The following is a 16,020-nucleotide window of genomic DNA, read 5'->3' as shown; positions in this document are numbered from 1 at the left end:
ACAATGCGTCCATGAACAAGGCATTTGTAAAAGAGTCGGACAACGACGACGATGATGAAGCCCTGGTGCTGGCACAGGCGATTCCTGAAGGCGCCAAGAACTACATCACCCCGGCCGGCTACCAGCGCATCAAGGATGAGCTGCTGCAGCTGATCGACGTCGACCGCCCGGAAGTCGTGCGCATCGTCCACTGGGCCGCGTCCAATGGCGACCGCTCCGAGAACGGCGACTATATCTATGGCAAACGCCGCCTGCGCGAAATCGACCGCCGCATCCGCTTTCTTACCAAGCGCATGGATTCGGCGTTTGTCGTCGATCCGAGCATCCAGCATGGCAACGACCAGGTGTTCTTCGGCGCCACGGTCCGCTATGTCAACGGGGCCGGCGAAGAGCACACCATCACCATCGTCGGCATCGACGAGCTCGATCCGTTGCACGGCAAGATCAGCTGGGTCTCGCCCGTAGCGCGCGCTTTGACCAAGTGCCGCGAAGGCGACGTCGCGCAGTTGCACACGCCACTGGGCATGGACGAGCTTGAAATCATCTCGGTCGACTATCCCGAGCCCGTCGCCGACTGAGCGCGCAGCCCGGTGCTACTATGTGCGCATGAACCGACCTCATGAAGCGGCGCACAGTCCGATGCACCAGCAGGCAGACCCCCTTGCGGCGCTGCGCGCCGCAACCACTGAACAACACGAACGGCTCGACAGCGGCCTGCCGCTGTCCGGACCTGCTCCCGACCTGAACGACTACGCGGCGCACCTGACGATGGTGCGCGACTGGCTGGCGTCGCTGCTACCCTGGCTGGAATCGTTCCCGGATGGGCCGCAGCAGGTCTTGTCGCCAGTCGAACGCCTGGCACTGATCGAAGCCGACCTGAACGAGCCAGGCATGCCGCCGCTGCGTACCCCCGCGCTCGCATACGCGTGGCCGCGCGACGCCAGCGCGGCCTATCGCTGGGGCGTGTGCTATGTGATCGAAGGCTCGCAGCTGGGTGGCAAGGTGCTGTACGGGAAGCTGGCGGGTACGCTGGCGCCGCATCCGCTGCGGTATCTGAAGGGGAGTGACGCCGGGCCGGGCCCGCGCTGGCGCGCGTTCATGCTGGCGCTGAAAGAACATGTGAGGTCGGCGGACGAGATCGCCGATGCCTGCGAGGGAGCCTGCGCGGCGTTTGACAGTATTCTGAAGCTGAGCCTGGACAAGTAGGGTGGGCGGGTTTCCCGCCCACGCGTTCAACAGGCCTCCGCTTACCAGGGAGCGAATTTGGTTTGAACGCGTGGACGGCATAGCCGCCCACCCTACCGGCAAGCCCCCCGACAACGAAAATTAGGTCCGCTCGCGTTCCACCCGATTCACCCCGGCCACTCGGCGCAGATTGCGAATCAGTTGCGCCAGGTGCACTCGGTCGGCGATCTGGATCGTGAAACGCAGCTGCGTCATCATGTTTTCGTCGTCTTCGTCCATGCCCACATACGTGATGTTGGCGTCGGACTCGCCGATCTCGGCAGCCACGCGGGCGAGGATGCCTTTTTCATTGTTGATCAGCAGGCGGATACGGCAGTCGAAGCGGCGGTTGAGATCGTCGCCCCACTGCACGGCGATCCAGCGGTCGGGTTCCTTTGCCAGCAGGCGCTTGGCCGTCTGGCAATCGCAGGTGTGCACCACCAGCGCCTGGTCGCGGCGCAGCTGGCCCGTGATCTGGTCGCCCGGAATCGGCAGGCAGCACGGCGCCAGCTGGACCGCCACGCCTTCGCTGCCATAGATCGTCACCGGTGCGATGTCGCTGGCTGGCAGCGGTTTGCTCGACGGCAGCAGATCGGGGTCGCCCTCCATCAGGCCGAAAATCTGGCGCGCCACCAGCGTCGGCATGCGCTTGCCGATGCCGATGTCGGCGTACACTTCTTCCATCGAATTGGCCGACGACTCGCCCAGCAGCCGCTCGACGACGCTGGCCGGCAAATCGGGCTTGATGTTGCGTACGGCCAGTGCCTGGGTCAGCAGTTCGAGACCCAGCTCGGCCGACTCGTTGACGTCGACCAGGCGCAGGTGATGGCGGATCGCCGAGCGCGCCTTGCCGGTGCGGACAAACGTCAGCCAGGTAGGACTCGGGCGCGAATCGGGCTGCGTGATGATCTCGACGATGTCGCCGTTGTGCAGTTCGGTGCGCAGCGGTTGCTCTTCGTGGTTGATCTTGACGCCCACCGTATGGTCGCCGATGCCGGTGTGGATCGAGTAGGCGAAGTCGAGCGCCGTCGCGCCGCGGGGCAGGGCGATGATCTTCGACTTGGGCGTAAACACGTACACCGAATCGGGGAACAGGTCGACCTTGACGTGTTCGAGGAACTCGGCCGAGTCGCCCGTCTGCTGCTGGATGTCGAGCAGCGACTGCAGCCACGCATGGGTGCGCTGCTGCAGATCGGACATATTCGATTCGCCCGTCTTGTACAGCCAGTGCGCCGCCACGCCGCTTTCGGCGGTCCGGTGCATGTCCTGCGTGCGGATCTGGAATTCGACAGGCGTGCCGTACGGGCCGATCAGCGTCGTGTGCAGCGACTGGTAGCCGTTGATCTTGCCGATGGCGATGTAGTCCTTGAACTTGCCCGGCATCGGCTTGTACAGCGCGTGCAGGGTGCCGAGGGCCACGTAACACTCGGCCACGCTGTCGACGACAACGCGGAAACCATACACGTCGAGCACCTGCGAGAACGACAGGTGCTTGTTACGCATCTTCTTGTAGATGCCGTACAGGGTCTTTTCGCGGCCGTGCACTTCGGCTTTCAGGCCGCCGGCCTCGAGCTGGTTCTTGACCGCTTCGAGGATTTTCTTGACCACTTCGCGCCGGTTGCCGCGCGCCGACTTGATCGCCTTGGACAGCGTCTGGTAGCGCACCGGATACAGGTGCGAGAACGACAGGTCCTGCAGCTCGCGGTAGATATTGTTCAGGCCGAGGCGGTGCGCAATCGGCACGTAGACTTCCATCGTCTCGCCGGCGATGCGGCGCTTCTTGGCTGGAATCATGAAGCCGAGCGTGCGCATATTGTGCAGGCGGTCGGCCAGCTTGATCAGGATGACGCGCACGTCCGACGCCATCGCCAGCAGCATCTTGCGGAAGTTTTCCGCCTGCGCTTCGAGCTGGCTCTGGAATTCGATTTTCTCGAGCTTGGACAGGCCGTCGACAAGGTTGGCGACCTGGGCGCCGAAGCGCTCGATCAGCTCATCCTTCTTGACGTCCTGGTCTTCGATCACGTCATGCAGCAGCGCAGCCATGATGGCTTGCGCATCAAGTTTCCACTCGGCGCAGATCTCGGCAACGGCAATCGGATGGGAGATATAGGGCTCGCCCGATTTGCGGACCTGGCCCAGGTGCATCTCGTCGGAGAAGCGGTAGGCTTCCTTGACCTTTTTGAGCTCGGCAGGGGTGAGGTATTCGGACAGCTTGGTGATCAGCTGCGTCACCGAGGCCACGCCGGGCACGATAGGGCCGACGGGCTCGATGAAATCGGGCGGACGATTGTCTGCCCGCCGCTCGCGCGGAGCGGGGTTGCGTGAAGCGGGTGAATCTGGAGGTAACAGGTTCATTACGTTAATCGTCTGGCTGCGGTGAGATCAGAATAACAGAAGACGGGATAACGCAAATTCAGGCAACCCCGAATGGGATTACATCGGGACTTTTTTCAGCATTTCGATGCCGACTTTACCAGCGGCGATCTCGCGCAGGGCGACGACGGTTGGCTTGTCCTTGGCTTCGACCTTTGGGGTGTGGCCTTGCAGCAGCTGGCGCGCACGATACGTTGCTGCCAGGGTCAGCTGGAAACGGTTCGGGATGTTCTTGAGGCAGTCTTCGATGGTAATGCGGGCCATGTGTGCTCCTGGGTTGCTGAATGTTGGATGACAATGAGTGCGACAAAGAGTGAAAACAACGCGTGCGGCGCGCCTGCAACGGCGCGCTCGTCAAGATTGTGGTTGATTCGCGTGGATTCCCAGCTGGGCAAACAGCGTAGCGTTGCGGGCAGCTTGTTGGGCAAATCGGCAACGTGTCGCTTTGACAATCGCCTGCAGCTCAGCCAGGGCGACGTTAAACTCTTCGTTGATGATAGCATATTCGAAGTCGGGTGCGTGAGCGATCTCGCCGCCCGCCGCCAGCAGGCGCCGCGTGATGATGTGCGGCTCGTCGGTGCCACGCTTGTGCAGACGCTGTTCCAGCGCTTCGATTGATGGCGGCAGGATGAAAATACCGGCCGCGTCCGGGAACAGCTTGCGCACCTGGCGCGCGCCTTGCCAGTCGATTTCGAGCAAGATATCCGTGCCGTTTTTCATTTCCTGCTCGACCGACAAGCGGCTCGTGCCGTAGTAATTGCCGTGCACTTCAGCCCACTCGAGAAACTCACCCCGGTCGGCGCGCGTGACGAAGTCGTCGGCGGTCGTGAAATGGTATTCGCGGCCATCCTGCTCGCCCGGGCGCGGTGCGCGGGTGGTGGTGGAGATGGACAGCTTGATGCCCGGTTCGTTCGCCAGCAAGGCGTTGACCAGGGTCGATTTGCCGGCGCCGGATGGCGCGGCGACGACGAACAGGCTGCCGGAAAAGGCTTGTAGGAGCATGGCGGGGGTCCTTTGTCAGTACGGGTATGTGCGCGAGCATGGTGTCGCGGGTGGTCATGTTAACGTTGAACGCGTGGACGGGAAACCCGTCCACGCGTTCAACCGGCGCTGGTATCGCTACCGATTCAATTCTCGTGCTTACTCGAGGTTCTGCACCTGTTCACGCATCTGCTCGATGAGCAGCTTGAGCTCCATCGACGCATCAGCCAGCTCCTTCACCGACGCCTTGGCGCCCAGCGTGTTGGCTTCGCGATTGAGCTCCTGCATCATGAAGTCGAGGCGCTTGCCGACCTGGCCACCCTTTTTCAGGATGTGGCGCGTTTCGTTCAGGTGCGCCGACAGGCGCGACAATTCTTCGGACACGTCGATCCGGATACCGTACAGGGTCACTTCCTGGCGAATCCGCTCCAGCACTTCCTGACGCGTGAGCGTCGACGGATTGCCGTGGCCGGCCAGGCCCAGCGCATCCTGCATGCGGTCGATGGCCTTGTTCTGGAATTGCGAAATGACTTGCGGGATCAGCGGCGTGATGCGCTTGACGATCGCTTCCATCGATTCGATGCGCGATTGCAGCATCGTTTCGAGTGCCGCGCCTTCGCGCCGGCGGCTGTCGACGAACGCGGCGATGGTGGTGATCGTGAGCGCGGCGACGTCGGCCTGGAGCGACTCCTGGCCGATGGTCGATTCTTCGATGACGCCGGGCCAGCGCAGCAGCTCAGCCACTGTCATGGGCGCGGCCTGCGCGAAGTGACGTGTCACTTCGCCTTGCAGGCGGGCCAGGTCGGCCAGCAGTTCCTGATTGAGCGCTGCGGCGCCGCCGCTGACCTTGCGGCCAAACGAGACGCGTACTTCGACCTTGCCGCGCTGGATGGCGGCCATGATGGCCGTTCGCAGATCGGGTTCCAGCGCGCGCAAATCGTCATTGATGCGGAACTGCAAATCGAGGAAGCGCGAGTTGACGCTCTTGATTTCGATCGTGAGGGTTCCCGCAGCGCCTTCGCTGGTGGCGACCGCATAACCTGTCATGCTTGAAATGCTCAATGAAATCCCCGGTTTTTATTCTTTACAAAGCCGACATTTATCCACACAATCGCGCTGTTTAGCAAGGAAACTCAATTGGATGGCTGCACAGAATAACGCTCCTCTGCCCGCAGGACTCGAAATTGCCGGATACCGCATTGTAAAGAAAATTGCGTCCGGCGGGTTCAGTATTGTTTATCTTGCCTATGACAGCGAGGGCAATGCAGTAGCCATCAAGGAGTACCTCCCAAGTGCGCTGGCGCTGCGTCAGCCGGGGCAATTGATTCCCGTGGTGGCCAAGCCGCACCTGGCGGTGTTTCGCATCGGCCTGAAGTGTTTTTTCGAAGAAGGCCGCGCCCTGGCGCGCATCGTCCACCCGAACGTGGTGCGCGTACTTAACTTCTTTCGCGCCCATGAGACTGTATACATGGTCATGGCCTACGAGTCCGGCCACTCGCTGCAGGAACACATCGCGCGCGCAGCTGCCAAAGGCAATGGCTTGAGTGAAAACTTCGTGCGCCAGGTGTTCCATGGCGTCTGCAGCGGCCTGCGCGAAGTCCACGCCAACAAGCTGCTGCACCTCGACCTCAAACCGGCCAACATCTATCTGCGTACTGACGGCTCGCCACTGCTGCTCGACTTCGGCGCCGCGCGCCAGACGCTGCACACCGACGCCCCGATGCTCGCCCCGATGTACACGCCGGGCTTCGCTGCGCCCGACCTGTATACACGCGGCGCGGCGCTCGGCCCCTGGACCGATATTTACAGCCTGGGCGCGGCCATGCTCGCCTGCATGAGCCGCTCGATGCCGCCACCGGTCGATGCGCGTCGCATGGACGATCACGTGCCGCGCCACCTGGCGCGCCTGGCAGGCTATTATTCACCGGAGCTGGTCAAACTGGTGGCCGCGTGCCTGGCGCTCGACCCATTGATGCGGCCGCAAAGCGTGTTCGAGATACAGAAGGTGCTGCAGGCCGCGCCGGCCGCGCCGCCCCCGGCGCGGGCCACGGTCCCATCGGTACCCGGCGCCTCGGACGAGGCGGTGGACGCACATGAAGCACGCGGCGGCTGGCGCGGACTGGTCGACCGTCTCGGCGCATTCCGGCGCGATTAAAGGAAGTCATGCAATTCTCGGTGTATCAACAAAGCCATATTGGCGGGCGCAAGGTCAACCAGGACCGGATGGGCTACTGCTACACGCGCGACGCCTTGCTGCTGCTGCTGGCCGACGGCATGGGCGGGCACCTGGGCGGCGAGATCGCCGCGACCATTGCGCTGCAGACGGTGTCGGCGATGTTTCGTCTGCAGGCGCGTCCGTATGTGAAAAAGCCCGAGCGCTTCCTTGAAGAAGCGCTGCTGCAGGCGCACCACGATATCCAGGCCTACGCCGTCACCCACGGCCTGTCCGAGATCCCGCGCACCACCGTCGTGGCGTGCCTGATCCAGCACAACTGCGCCGTCTGGGCGCACGTCGGCGACTCGCGCCTGTACTGGGTACGGCGCAAGCAGGTGCTGGCCTGCACGCGCGACCACTCGCATTTCGAGTACCTGCTCGAGCGCGGCCGCGCCGACCCGTCCGAGCGCAACACGCACCCCGACCGCAACAGGCTCTATAACTGCCTGGGCGCTTCGAGTGCGCCGAAGATCGAGCTGTCGCAGCAGCACAGCCTGCAGCATGGCGACATGCTGCTGCTGTGCTCGGACGGCTTGTGGTCGACCCTGCCCGAAACCGAGATCGTGCATCGCCTGGCCACCAGCGGCGTCGTGCAGGCGGTGCCGGAACTGGTGCAGATGGCCGCCGCCATCGGCGGGGCGCAGGCCGACAACACGACCGCGCTGGCCATTGCCTGGCAGGGCGCGGCCGGCACCATCGATGCCGATGCCCTCAATGTGATCTCGACCCAAATGCTGGCCGAGGATGCCGTGAGTTCCACCATCGTCGCGGGCGACCCGCTGCCCGAAGGCAGCGATGCATTCGACGAAGACGATATCGAAAAAGCCATCGCCGAGATCCGCGAAGCGATCGAAAAATCCTCCCAGCTGCTCAAGTAAGGACCGACCCCATGACCTACCCACCGCGCCCGAGCGGCCGCGCGCCAGACCAGTTGCGCCCGATCGTCATCACCCGCAACTACACGCGGCACGCCGAAGGCTCGGTGCTGATCGAGTTCGGCGACACCAAGGTGATCTGCACGGCCAGCATCGAGGACAAGGTGCCGGCCTTCCTGAAAGGGAAGGGCCAGGGCTGGCTGACCGCCGAATACGGGATGCTGCCGCGCTCGACCCACAAGCGCATGGACCGCGAAGCGGCGCGCGGCAAGCAGAGCGGGCGCACGCAGGAAATCCAGCGCCTGATCGGCCGCTCGCTGCGCGCCGCGTTCAACCTGCACGCGTTCGGTGAGCGCACGCTGCATCTGGATTGCGATGTGATCCAGGCCGACGGCGGCACCCGCACCGCCGCCATCACGGGCGCGATGGTGGCTGCGCACGACGCCTTCAGCACGCTTTTGTCGTCGTGCGCGATCACGGCGCTGCCGGTACGGCATTTCGTCGCGGCCGTGTCGGTCGGCATGGTGAACGGCGTGCCGGTGCTCGACCTGGACTATCCGGAAGATTCGGACTGCGATACCGACATGAACGTGGTGATGAACGACCAGGGCCATTTCATCGAAGTGCAGGGCACGGCCGAAGGCGCCGCGTTCGACCGCGCCGCCATGGACCGCCTGCTCGACCTGGCCCAGACGGGGATCGCCGACCTGATCCATTTGCAGAAGCAGGCGCTGCGCGTGGGCTGACTGCGGTTGCCCAGTTCCTGCGCAGCAGGTGCGCGAAGCCGGTAAAATGACCGGTTTCCTCACCAGCACCGTGACCACCATGACCCAGCGCCTGATCCTCGCCTCCAACAACGCCGGCAAACTCAAGGAATTCGCCCAGCTGCTCGGCCCCATCGGCCTCGACCTGCATCCGCAGGGCGAATTCGACGTCCCGGAAGCAGAAGAGCCGTTCGGCACCTTCGTTGAAAACGCGCTGGCCAAGGCGCGCCACGCGTCGCGCCTGACCGGCTTGCCGGCGCTGGCCGACGATTCGGGCGTCTGCGTCAATGCCCTCGGCGGCGCGCCCGGCGTGTATTCAGCCCGCTACGCTGGAGAACCGAAGTCCGACGCCAACAACAGCCGCAAGCTCGTCGCCGATCTGTCCACGCTCAGCGACAAATCGGCTTATTACTATTGCGTGCTGGTCTACGTGCGCCACCCGGAAGACCCGCAGCCGATCATCGCCGACGGCCGCTGGAACGGCGAAATCATCGCCACGCCGCGCGGCGAGAACGGCTTCGGCTACGACCCGTATTTCTTGATCCCGTCGCTGGGCAAGACCACGGCCGAACTGGCGCCGGACGAAAAGAACGCGCTGTCGCACCGTGGCCAGGCGCTGCGCGCGCTGGTCGAGAAACTGAAAAACACCTGACATGATCCCCATTAAATTCGTCGGCGAAAACGTGCCGCAACCGTTGGCCGGCGAGCCCCGTTCGCCCGCGACGGCCGCGCTGCAATACCTGCAGCCTGGCGCGCTGAACCTGACGGCACTGCCGCCGCTGTCGCTGTACGTGCACTGGCCATGGTGCGTGCGCAAATGTCCGTACTGCGATTTCAATTCGCACGAGGGCAAGGGCGAGCTGCCCGAGAAGGATTACCTGGACGCGCTGCGCCTGGACCTGGAACAGTCGCTGCCGCTGATCTGGGGCCGCAAGATCCACACCGTGTTCATCGGCGGCGGTACGCCGAGCCTGATGTCGGCGGCAGGGCTGGATCGCCTGATGTCCGACCTGCGCACCTTGCTGCCGCTGGAACTCGACGCCGAGATCACGATGGAAGCCAATCCCGGCACCTTCGAGGCCGAGCGCTTCAAGAGTTATCGCGAGAGCGGCATCAACCGCCTGTCGATCGGCATCCAGAGTTTCAACCCGGCGCACCTGAAGGCGCTGGGCCGCATCCACGACGGCGACGAAGCGCTGCGCGCGGTCGAGATCGCGAAGAACACGTTCGACAACTTCAATCTCGACCTGATGTACGCGCTGCCGTCGCAGACGCTGGCTGAGGCGCGCCACGACCTGGAAACGGCGCTTGCGTTCGCGCCGCCGCACCTGTCGCTCTACCACCTGACGATGGAGCCGAACACGGTCTTCGCCAAGTACCCGCCATCACTGCCGGACGACGACCTGAGCGCCGACATGCAGGACATGATTGCCGAAGTGACGGGCGCTGCGGGCTACGATCACTACGAAGTCTCGGCCTACGCAAGAGCGGGCCGGCGCGCGCGCCACAACCTGAATTACTGGCAGTTCGGCGACTACCTGGGCATTGGCGCCGGGGCCCATTCGAAGATCTCGTTCCCGCATCGCATCCTGCGCCAGGCCCGCTACAAGCAGCCGGCATCGTTCATCGAGGCGGCAAAGCGCGGCAATCCGGTGCAGGAAGAGCACGAAATCGGCCGCACCGACATGGGCTTCGAGTTCATGCTCAACACGCTGCGCCTGACTGGCGGCTTCGATCCGAACCTGTTCGGCGAGCGCACCGGGATGAGCATCAATACGATCACGAAGTCGCTCAACGAGGCCGAGGCCAGGGGGCTGATCTACCGCGATCACAAGCTGATCAAACCAACGGAACTGGGCCAGCGTTTTCTGAACGATTTGCAGGAAATGTTTTTGGCCGAGTAAGCGTCTCGGTTTTTCAGGCCTGCACGACGCCTGCCATCGCGGTGAGCGTGCGTGTGAGGCCGGCCACGACGCGCGCCAGGCCGTCGAATTCGCCGCGCTGCTGCATATCGGCATTCTCGTCGGCGGGCAATGGCGCGGTGTAGAAATAGGGGTAGCCGAGAAAGTCGCTGCCGGTGATCAAGAGGGTCGTCTTGGCTGGGCTGCCATCGCCATGGCTAGATAGCGTCAAGCCCATCACGTGGGCCGACGTCGCCAGCCCGTGGTGCATCAGCTGCGGGTCGCTGCGTAGTGCTGCAAAGGCCTGGCTCACGCGCTGCGCGCCATCGGGTGTGCCGATGAACGCGATGAAGTTGCCGGCGCCAGTGTCCTCCTCACCTGAACCCGCATCTCCCATGAAGAACACGAAGCGGATCTCTGTCCCCCACGCGGGCCGCAGATCCTTGACGGCGCGCGCCAGTTCAAGCACGGCCGCCGCGCCGACATCGCCGCCCGGCCCGACGCGGGCGCCGATCACGAACGTACGGATTGGCATGACACCGGGCGTCACGCCGGCAAGCGTTGCTTCGATGCTGTCGCCGGGATGGCTGGCGTTGCCGCTGCCGATCCGCTGCCTGTCCAGCACGTAGCCATACCGGCGCAGCGATGTGTCGACGTACTGCATGGGACTGCTTGGCGCGTCCGGCGCCAGAGCCCGGGCATGAGCTTGCAGGCGCGCCGCCAAAGGCGCGGCGTCGGATTGGGTGTCGACGGTCAGGGTCGCCAGCACGATCGCGAGCAGGATCGCGATGATGACTTTCCAGTGCGAATTGAAGAAATTTCTCATGGCGTCACACAGCGCCTTGCGGCGCGTCGTCGGCAATCGATGCGACCAGTGTAGCCAATCCCGCGGATATCTGCGGCGCCAGGGGAGGGCAATGCCGCGCTACAACGTGCTGCGGCGTGGATGCCACAGCGGGAACGATGACCGCCTTCACACAAAAAAAAACCGGGCCACACAGGCCCGGTTCTCGTTTGCGTCAGCAACGTCGCAACTTACCTCGCCGCCACCGGCGCCCCATCAGCTTGCGCCGCTGGTTCCACCCAACCACCACCCAGCACGCGATACAACGCGACCTGGTTCTGCAAACGCAGCAGATTGGCCTGCACCGACAACTGCTGCGACTGGAACAGCGAACGCTGTGCGTCGAGCAGGTCGAGCTGGCTGGCGGCGCCGCTGCGGAAGCGCAGGTCGGACAGGTTGAAGCGGTCGGCTTCGGCTTCGGTCACGGCTGCCTGCGCGCGCAGCTGTTCGCTGTACGTCGCCTGGCCGGCCAGGGCGTCCGCTACTTCGCGGAACGCGGTCTGGATCGATTGCTCGTAGCGCGCCACGGCGATGTCGCGCTGGGCACGTGCGGCGCCCAGCGTCGCGGTGTTGCGGCCGTAATCGAAGATCGGCAGGATCGCCTGCGGTGCGAACGACCAGCCCCAGGTGCCGCTCTCGAACAGGCCCGACAGCTCGGTGCTGGCGCTGCCGGCGCTGCCCGTCAGCGAGATGCGCGGGAAGAAGTTCGCGCGGGCCGCGCCGATATTGGCGTTGGCCGCGATCAGTTCCTGCTCGGCCGCGCGGATGTCCGGGCGGTTGGCCAGCAGGTCCGATGGCAGACCGGCCGGCAGGTCGGGCAGCTCGGTCTTGGCCAGCGTGGCGCCGGTCGAGACGTCGGCCGGCAGCGGCTGGCCGACCAGCAGCGTCAGCAGGTTGATGTCCTGGGCGCGGAAGCGCTGTTGCTGCGCCAGCGTGGCCAGGGCCGTTTCAACAAGCGAACGCGATTGCTGGATGTCCAGGCGCGATGCGACGCCGTTTTCGAAACGCAGCTGCGTCAGACGATCCGAATCCTGGCGCGTCTTGAGCGTGTCCTGCGTGATGCGCAGCAGCTCTTCGTCGGCCAGCAATTGCAGATAAGCGTTGGCGACCGATGCGATCAGGCTGATCTGCGTGGTCTTGCGCGCTTCTTCGGTGGCCAAGTATTGCGCCAGCGCGGCTTCGCTCAGGTTGCGTACCCGGCCGAACAGGTCGAGCTCAAACGACGTGACTTGCAGGCCGGCCTGGTACTGGCTGTTGATCGGCTGGTCTTCACCGACGGTCTGGCGGTTGCCGCTGACACCCAGGCCCACCGATGGCAGGCGATCGGCCCGCGTGATGCGGTACTGCGCACGCGCCTGCTCGATGTTGGCGATGGCGATGCGCAGGTCACGGTTATTCACCAGTGCCTGGTCGATCAGCTGACGCAGGCGTGGATCGGCAAAGAACTGCTGCCAGGCGACCGCGGCAGGCGCCTGGGTGATTACCGGGCTGGTCGATGCCGTGGCGGCCTGTGGCACGGCCGGGAAGGCGCTTGCCACCGGGGCAGCAGGGCGCTCATAGTCCGGCGCCAGCGACATGCAGCCGGCGAGTGCCATCGACAGCGCCAGTGGCGTGACGATCAGTTTGATATGCTTGATCATACTTGTTTCCCTTCTTCTGCGGCCTGGCGTTCCTGCTTTTCCAGGGCATGCTGTTTTTCCTGCGCATGGGCGTACATCTTGTTCTGGCGCTCGCTGCCCTTGAAGAGCGTGCGAATCACGACGAAGAACACTGGCACGAAAATCACGCCGAGCACGGTGGCCGTAATCATACCGCCCATTACGCCGGTACCGATGGCGCGCTGCGATGCCGAACCAGCGCCGCCCGCGAGGACCAGCGGCAGCACGCCGAGGATGAAGGCGAGCGACGTCATGATGATCGGACGGAAGCGCAGGTGAGCCGCTTCAAGCGCCGCGTCGAACGGTGACTTGCCTTCGGCTTGCAGGTCCTTGGCGAATTCGACGATCAGAATCGCGTTCTTCGCCGCCAGGCCAATGATGGTGATCAGGCCGACCTTGAAGTAGACGTCGTTTGACAAGCCCCGCATATTGGCCGCCAGCAGCGAGCCGAGAATACCCAGCGGTACCACCAGCAGCACGGCCACCGGGATGGTCCAGCTTTCATACAGCGCGGCCAGGGCCAGGAACACGGCCAGCAGTGCAAAGCCGATCAGGATGAACACGGTCGAACCGGACAGCAGTTCCTCGCGCGACTGGCCGGTCCACTCGTAAGCGAAACCAGGCGGCAGGCGCTCGGCCAGACGCTGCATTTCGTCCAGCGCTTCGCCGCTCGAGTAACCCGGCGCTGCTTCACCCGTCAGTTTCATTGCAGGATAGCCGTTGTAGCGGTTGGTCTGCATCGGGCCGGTGGTCCATTCGGTCGTCGCGAACGACGACAGCGGCACCGGCTGGCCCTGGGTATTCATCGCATTGATGCGCAGCAGGTCGTCCGGCTGCATGCGCTGTGGCGCATCGGCCTGCACGATCACGCGCTGCAGGCGGCCGGCATTCGGGAAGTCGTTGACGTACGACGAACCCATCGACGTCGACAGCGCCGTATTGATCGCAGCGAAGGTCACGCCCAGGGCTTGCGCCTTGTCGCGGTTGATGTTCAGCTTGAGCTGCGGCGCATCTTCCAGGCCTTCCGGACGCATGCCCGTCAGGATCTTGCTCTGCGACGCCATGCCCAGCATCTGGTTACGCGCCGCCAGCAGGGCTGCGTGACCGTTGCCGGCACGATCCTGCAGGCGGAACGAGAAGCCGGTGCCGGTACCCAGCTCCGGGATCGGCGGCGGGCTCACCACGAAGATGAACGAGTCGCGCAGCGCGCCCATGTGGCCGGTGATGCGGCCCGCGAACGATTGCGCGTCCTGGCCGTCACCCTTGCGCTCGTCCCATGCCTTCATCGGGATGAACGCCAGGCCCATGTTCTGGCCCTGGCCCGAGAACGAGAAGCCGGTAATGGCCACGATGTTGGCCGTTTCCGGCTGCTTCATCACGAACTCTTCCATTGCACGCATCACGGTGCCGGTACGTTCGGCAGTCGCGCCTGGCGGCAGCTGGACGTTGGCGATCACATAGCCCTGGTCTTCGTTCGGCAGGAACGAATTCGGCAGGCGCGTGAACATCACACCGACCACGACGACCAGCACGGCAAACACGACCATCCAGCGGCCGGCACGCTTCATGAGAGCGCCGACGAAGCCTTCGTACTTCTTGGCACCGGTGGTGAACTTGCGGTTGAACCAGCCAAAGAAGCCCTTCTTGGTGTGATTGTGGCCGGCTTCGATCGGTTTGAGCAGGTGTGCGCACAGCGCCGGGGTCAGCGACAGCGCCAGGAACGCCGAGAAGGCGATCGAGGTCACCATGACGACCGAGAACTGGCGGTAGATGTTGCCGACCGCGCCGGCGAAGAAGGCCAGCGGCACGAACACGGCGATCAGGACGACGGTCACGCCAATGATGGCGCCCGAAATCTGGCCCATTGCCTTGCGCGTGGCTTCCAGCGGCGGCAAGCCTTCCTCGCTCATGATGCGCTCGACGTTCTCGACCACCACAATGGCATCATCGACGACGATACCAATCACCAGCACCATGCCGAACATGGTCAGCACGTTGATCGAGAAGCCCATCGCCAGCAGGCAGGCGAACGAGCCCAGCAGTGCGATTGGCACCACGATGGTCGGGATCAGCGTATAGCGGAAGTTCTGCAGGAACAGGTACATCACCAGGAACACCAGCACGATCGCTTCGATCAGCGTGTGGACCACTTGCTCGATCGAAATCGAGATGAAGGTGGTGGAGTCGTACGGGATCGAGTACTTGATGCCGTTCGGGAAGAGCTTCTGCAGCTCTGCCATGCGGGCCTTGATCAGATCCGCGGTTTCAAGGGCGTTGCCGGATGGCGCCAGCTGCACGCCGATACCGGCCGATGGCTTGCCGTTCAGGCGCGCCGTGGTGCTGTACGACTGGCCGCCGACTTCGATGCGGGCCACGTCCTTCAGGCGCACGGTCGAGCCGTCCTGGTTGGCGCGCAGCACGATGTTGCCGAACTGTTCGACGTTCGACAGCTGGCCCGTCACGATGACGGTGGCGCTGATCTGCTGGCCTTGCGCGATCGGCAAGTCGCCGATCGTGCCCGATGCGACCTGGGCATTCTGCTGCGAGATCGCGCTCGTGACGTCGGCCGGCGACAGGTTGTAGCCGACCAGCTTGGTCGGATCGATCCAGATCCGCATGGCCTTCTCGGTACCGAACAGCTGGGCCTGGCCAACGCCGGTAATACGCTGGATTTCAGGCAGCACATTGCGCGAGGCGTAGTCGCCCAGCGCAATATTGTCCATCTTCGGGTCATCCGACGACAGGATCGTAAACAGCAGGAAGTTCGAGCGCGACTTGTCGACGCGCACACCCTGCTGCGTCACCGCCGGCGGCAGACGCGGGGTCGCGCGCGACAGGCGGTTCTGAACATCAACCTGGGCCAGTTCCGGATCAGTGCCGGTCTCGAAAGAAATGGTAATCGAGCCAGTGCCGTTGGCCTGGCTGGTCGATTCCATATAGATCATGCCCTGGGCGCCGTTCATCTCGCGTTCGATAATCGAGATGACGGAATCCTCCAGAGTCTGCGCCGACGCACCCGGGTAGGTGACGTTGACGACGATCGCGGGTGGCGCCACGGATGGGTATTGGGCGATCGGCAACTGCTTGATCGCAACAGTACCCAGCACCATGATGAACAGCGCGATCACCCATGCAAAAATTGGGCGGTCAATAAAAAAACGTGCCATTGAAAAGTCCTGTTCGTT

General features: G+C 63.7%; 14 protein-coding genes. 7 read left to right on the top strand and 7 right to left on the bottom strand.

Annotated elements, in window-relative coordinates; genetic code table 11:
• The first annotated feature begins 11 nt into the window (after window positions 1–11).
• Window positions 12–578, top strand: coding sequence for a transcription elongation factor GreB (gene greB / locus AC1MGT_RS05845; RefSeq protein ID WP_499503395.1), 567 nt, complete (start codon window positions 12–14; stop codon window positions 576–578).
• Window positions 579–606: 28 nt separating this feature from the next.
• Complete coding sequence (locus AC1MGT_RS05840) at window positions 607–1,206, top strand: biliverdin-producing heme oxygenase (RefSeq protein WP_499503394.1); 600 nt, start codon at window positions 607–609, stop codon at window positions 1,204–1,206.
• A gap of 120 nt (window positions 1,207–1,326) precedes the next feature.
• Here the strand turns inward: AC1MGT_RS05840 and AC1MGT_RS05835 are convergent, their stop codons facing one another.
• The 4 genes from AC1MGT_RS05835 to AC1MGT_RS05820 form a co-directional block, all read right to left on the bottom strand.
• A complete protein-coding gene (locus tag AC1MGT_RS05835) occupies window positions 1,327–3,579 on the bottom strand; it encodes a RelA/SpoT family protein (protein ID WP_499503393.1) in 2,253 nt (750 codons plus the stop codon).
• 78 nt (window positions 3,580–3,657) lie between these two features.
• A complete protein-coding gene (gene rpoZ, locus AC1MGT_RS05830; RefSeq protein WP_019922806.1) occupies window positions 3,658–3,861 on the bottom strand; it encodes a DNA-directed RNA polymerase subunit omega in 204 nt (67 codons plus the stop codon).
• 90 nt (window positions 3,862–3,951) lie between these two features.
• Window positions 3,952–4,599, bottom strand: a complete 648-nt coding sequence (gene gmk / locus AC1MGT_RS05825; protein WP_499503392.1) for a guanylate kinase — start codon at window positions 4,597–4,599, stop codon at window positions 3,952–3,954.
• Between the two features lie 138 nt (window positions 4,600–4,737).
• A complete protein-coding gene (locus tag AC1MGT_RS05820; RefSeq protein ID WP_499503391.1) occupies window positions 4,738–5,625 on the bottom strand; it encodes a YicC/YloC family endoribonuclease in 888 nt (295 codons plus the stop codon).
• A gap of 94 nt (window positions 5,626–5,719) precedes the next feature.
• On the opposite strand from AC1MGT_RS05820, the gene AC1MGT_RS05815 reads away from it, so the two are divergent.
• From AC1MGT_RS05815 to hemW, 5 genes are all read left to right on the top strand, one after another.
• Window positions 5,720–6,733, top strand: coding sequence for a serine/threonine-protein kinase (locus tag AC1MGT_RS05815; RefSeq protein ID WP_499503390.1), 1,014 nt, complete (start codon window positions 5,720–5,722; stop codon window positions 6,731–6,733).
• 8 nt (window positions 6,734–6,741) lie between these two features.
• Window positions 6,742–7,671, top strand: coding sequence for a PP2C family protein-serine/threonine phosphatase (locus AC1MGT_RS05810; RefSeq protein ID WP_332533761.1), 930 nt, complete (start codon window positions 6,742–6,744; stop codon window positions 7,669–7,671).
• Between the two features lie 11 nt (window positions 7,672–7,682).
• Window positions 7,683–8,414, top strand: a complete 732-nt coding sequence (rph, locus tag AC1MGT_RS05805; RefSeq protein WP_499503389.1) for a ribonuclease PH — start codon at window positions 7,683–7,685, stop codon at window positions 8,412–8,414.
• Window positions 8,415–8,493: 79 nt separating this feature from the next.
• Window positions 8,494–9,084, top strand: a complete 591-nt coding sequence (rdgB, locus tag AC1MGT_RS05800; protein ID WP_499504254.1) for an RdgB/HAM1 family non-canonical purine NTP pyrophosphatase — start codon at window positions 8,494–8,496, stop codon at window positions 9,082–9,084.
• Window position 9,085: 1 nt separating this feature from the next.
• Window positions 9,086–10,336 (top strand): radical SAM family heme chaperone HemW, encoded by a 1,251-nt coding sequence (gene hemW / locus AC1MGT_RS05795; RefSeq protein WP_499503388.1) that lies wholly within the window; start codon window positions 9,086–9,088, stop codon window positions 10,334–10,336.
• A 13-nt stretch (window positions 10,337–10,349) separates the two neighbouring features.
• On the opposite strand, the gene AC1MGT_RS05790 is transcribed toward hemW, so the two are convergent.
• From AC1MGT_RS05790 to AC1MGT_RS05780, 3 genes are all read right to left on the bottom strand, one after another.
• A complete protein-coding gene (locus tag AC1MGT_RS05790) occupies window positions 10,350–11,159 on the bottom strand; it encodes a zinc-binding metallopeptidase family protein (protein ID WP_499503387.1) in 810 nt (269 codons plus the stop codon).
• Window positions 11,160–11,368: 209 nt separating this feature from the next.
• Window positions 11,369–12,817, bottom strand: a complete 1,449-nt coding sequence (locus AC1MGT_RS05785; protein ID WP_499503386.1) for an efflux transporter outer membrane subunit — start codon at window positions 12,815–12,817, stop codon at window positions 11,369–11,371.
• Window positions 12,814–16,002, bottom strand: a complete 3,189-nt coding sequence (locus AC1MGT_RS05780) for an efflux RND transporter permease subunit (RefSeq protein WP_499503385.1) — start codon at window positions 16,000–16,002, stop codon at window positions 12,814–12,816. The genes AC1MGT_RS05785 and AC1MGT_RS05780 overlap by 4 nt, the downstream gene beginning before the upstream one ends.
• Between the last annotated feature and the right edge of the window lie 18 nt (window positions 16,003–16,020).

The sequence above is a fragment of the Telluria sp. BA11 genome (assembly GCF_056680305.1).
Note: the sequence above shows the minus strand (reverse complement) of the source record. Positions and strands in the feature narration are given on the sequence as shown.